We start from the raw sequence: 3,496 nt of genomic DNA on the forward strand, positions 1-3,496 counted from the left end.
GAGATCGTTGATGTCCGGCACGTGCGCGAGCACGTTGTTGGCCGCCATCAGATCGGCGCCCCAGCCTTCGCTGCGCAATTGCGTGGCGGTGTCGCGGCCGAAAAACAGCTCACGAATTTCCAGGCCTTTTTCCCGTGCAGCCTGTGCGGTGCTGCGGGTCGGCTCGACGCCCAGGCACGGGATGCCGCGCGCGGCGACATATTGCAGCAAGTAACCGTCGTTGGCGGCAACTTCGACCACGCGGCTGTCAGCGTTCAGCCCAAAGCGCTCGCTCATCTCGGCGACATAGCGCTCGGCGTGATTCAGCCAAGTACTGGAGAACGAACTGAAGTAGGCGTACTCGGCATCAAACAGGCTGTCGGCACTGGTGTAATCCTCGGTCTGCACCAGCCAGCATTGCTCGCACACCGCGACTTTCAGCGGGACCCATTGCTCGGCCTGCTCAAGGCGATCGGCATGCACGTAGGCGTTGGACGGCGGCGAAGTGCCGAGGTCGATCAGCGGCAGATTCAGCGGTGCGGCGCACCCACGGCAATTCATAGACGCACTCCAGCAAAGTGTTGATCAAGCGCGGGATGGCTGGAATCGCGCGCTGACAAATTATTGACAGGCAACGGCCAGGCAATCGCCAGCCGAGGATCGTTCACCGACAAGCCGCCCTCGTGCTCCGGTGCGTAATCGGCGCTGTGCAGATAGAGCAATTCGGCGTCGTCGGTGAGCGTCTGAAAGCCATGAGCGAAACCGCCCGGAATCAACAGGCTGCGGCCATCGCCCGCCTTCAAGTGCTCGGCGTGCCAGTGCAAAAACGTCTCCGAGTCCGGGCGCAGATCCACCGCCACATCCCAGACCTCACCGCGCAGGCACGTGATCAGTTTGGCTTCCGGGGCGTTGGCATTCTGATAATGCAGGCCACGCACACTGCCCTTCTCGCGGGTGCAGGAATGGTTGATCTGGCGGATATGAAATTCATTGCCGAACGCACTCAGGCTGCCCTCGCAGAACAACCGGGCGAAGTGCCCGCGCTGGTCTTCGAAACGTTTATGCTGAACGCTGAACAGGCCGGCCAATGGCAACGCTTGCAGGGAAAACTCGCTCACAGCGCGCCTCGGTACAGATTCAATTGGCCCAGAGTTACGGCGCGCATATCATCGCCGTTCTGCCACGCCAAGTGCCAATCGAGGGTCTGCGCCAGGCACGCCTGCAACGACCAGCGCGGCTGCCAGCCGAGCACCTGACGCGCGCGACTGCTGTCCAGCCGCAGCAGACCGGCTTCGTGCAGTTCACTCGGCTCGATACGCAAACCACGGGCCTGCGGCCAACGGTTGGCGAGCAGTTCGACCACTTCACCGACACTGCACATGTCGGCCTCACCGGGACCGAAGTTCCACGCACCGGCGTATTCCGGGCCGTGTTCGTAGAGCGCGGCAGCCAGTTGCAGATATCCGGCCAGCGGCTCCAGCGCGTGCTGCCACGGGCGCACCGCTTGCGGGTAACGCAGGGTCACTGGCTCGTCGGCGGTCCATGCTTTCAACACGTCGGGAATCAGTCGCTCTGGCGCAAAATCACCACCGCCCAGCACATTGCCGGCGCGTGCGGTAGCCAAGGCCAGACCGTGTTCGGCATGTTTGTCCGCCGGGAAGAACGACGCGGCGTAGGACTGCGCGAGCAACTCGCAGCAGGCCTTGCTGCTGCTGTAAGGATCGTGGCCACCGAGGGCTTCGTCTTCGCGATACGGCCACAGCCATTCCTTGTTGGCGTAGACCTTGTCGGTAGTGACCAGCACGCAGGCGCGCACGCCGCCGACCTGACGAATCGCTTCGAGCAGGTTCAGCGTGCCCATGACATTGCTTGAATAGGTGCCGAGCGGATCGCGATAGCCCTCGCGCACCAGAGGCTGGGCCGCCAGATGCAGGACTATTTCCGGCTCGGTCTCGGCGATGATTTCCAGCAAGGCGCCGAGGTCACGCAAATCGCCGCGTTGATCATTGATGCCTTCGTGCACGCGCGCCAGTTCGAACAGGCTTGGCTCAGTCGACGGATCCAGCGAAAAACCGCTGACTTGCGCACCAAGGCTTTGCAGCCAAAGGGTCAGCCAACTGCCTTTGAAACCGGTGTGTCCGGTGACGAGAACACGCTTGCCACGCCAGAACTCCGCACTCAGGCCCATTGCTTCCATGGGGCCTCCCCGCTCTGCCACAGCGCTTCGAGATGGTTCTTGTCGCGCAGGGTGTCCATCGGATGCCAGAAGCCTTCATGCTCGAAGGCCTTCAATTGTTCGTCCTGAGCCAGACGGGCCAACGGCTCGGCTTCCCAGGTGGTGGCGTCATCGCTGATGTAGGGCAGCACTTTTGGCGACAGCACGAAGAAACCGCCATTGATCCAGCCACCGTCACCACGGGGTTTTTCAGTGAAACCCAGCACCTGGTCACCTTGGCGTTCAAGCGCGCCGTACCGACCTGGCGGCTGCACCGCAGTGACGGTCGCCAGGCGGCCGTGAGCCTTGTGATAGTCGACCAGCTCAGCAATATTGATGTCGGAAACGCCATCGCCATAGGTGAAGCAGAACGCCTCTTCATCCTTGAGATAACGCGCGGCACGCAACAGGCGGCCACCGGTCATGGTTTCCTCGCCGGTGTCGATGAGGGTCACACTCCACGGCTCACTGTAGTTCTGATGGACGTCCATGCGGTTGTTGCGCATGTCGAAAGTGACGTCGGATGTATGCAGGAAGTAGTTGGCGAAGAAGTCCTTGATCGCGTAGCCCTTGTAACCCAGGCAGATGACGAAGTCGTGGATCCCGTGGGCGGAATACTGCTTCATGATGTGCCAGAGAATTGGCTTGCCGCCGATCTCGATCATCGGCTTGGGCTTGAGGTGCGACTCTTCACTGATGCGCGTGCCGAGGCCACCCGCCAAAATTACTGCCTTCATCGTCTCCCCTCTCGTACGTCACCGGGCTGCGCACTGCTTTTTTGAGCGTCGCAGGCCTTCTGGCCAAACCTTCTGCCGCTACGGGCGCAGGAGGAAACACCGCGAGCGCTCGTTTTATGGCGATTTGCGGGGCACTTGCAGGAAACGCGCCAGCTCAGACTCGGGTTTTCGGAGATGGCTGATAGAGGCGTCGGTGGAAGTGGCAACAGGCTGATGGGCAGGCTGAGGGCGTGAAGGGGCAAGAGATCAAAAGCCAAAGCAAAAGATCGTCCGATCGCAGCCCGAGCCTTCGCCAGTTCCTACAGTTGGATCGCGTGCATCCAGCAAGAAATGGGTCGGCTGTCAGGCCGCCTTCGCGAGCAGGCTCGCGCCCACAGAACAGCAAGAGCAAGAGCAAGAGCAAGAGCAAGAGCAAGAGCAAGAGCAAGAGCAAGAGCAAAAGATCGCAGCCTTCGGCAGCTCCTACAGTTGGATCGTGGGCATTTGGGAGAAATGGGTTGCTCGGCAGGCCGCCTTCGCGAGCAGGCTCGCTCCCACAGAAAAGCAAAGCAGCGCAGCTGCCCGC

The 3,496-nt window shown here is 61.3% G+C and carries 3 protein-coding genes and 1 pseudogene; all 4 read right to left on the bottom strand.

Annotated elements, in window-relative coordinates; genetic code table 11:
- Window positions 1–540, bottom strand: a pseudogene (locus OQK_RS03270) (methyltransferase domain-containing protein); the annotation flags it as partial.
- On the bottom strand, window positions 537–1,097 hold the full coding sequence (locus OQK_RS03275) for a dTDP-4-dehydrorhamnose 3,5-epimerase family protein (protein WP_016771103.1): 561 nt from the start codon (window positions 1,095–1,097) through the stop codon (window positions 537–539). The gene OQK_RS03275 and the pseudogene OQK_RS03270, both read right to left, overlap by 4 nt.
- Window positions 1,094–2,176 carry a CDP-glucose 4,6-dehydratase gene (gene rfbG, locus OQK_RS03280; RefSeq protein WP_016771104.1) on the bottom strand — a complete coding sequence of 361 codons (1,083 nt, stop codon included), beginning with the start codon at window positions 2,174–2,176 and terminating at the stop codon, window positions 1,094–1,096. Before rfbG ends, OQK_RS03275 begins: the two co-directional genes overlap by 4 nt.
- A complete protein-coding gene (gene rfbF, locus OQK_RS03285) occupies window positions 2,158–2,931 on the bottom strand; it encodes a glucose-1-phosphate cytidylyltransferase (RefSeq protein WP_016771105.1) in 774 nt (257 codons plus the stop codon). Before rfbF ends, rfbG begins: the two co-directional genes overlap by 19 nt.
- Window positions 2,932–3,496 lie beyond the last annotated feature (565 nt).

The sequence above is a fragment of the Pseudomonas sp. R62 genome, from assembly GCF_000257605.1.
GTDB classification, from domain to species: Bacteria; Pseudomonadota; Gammaproteobacteria; order Pseudomonadales; family Pseudomonadaceae; genus Aquipseudomonas; species Aquipseudomonas atacamensis.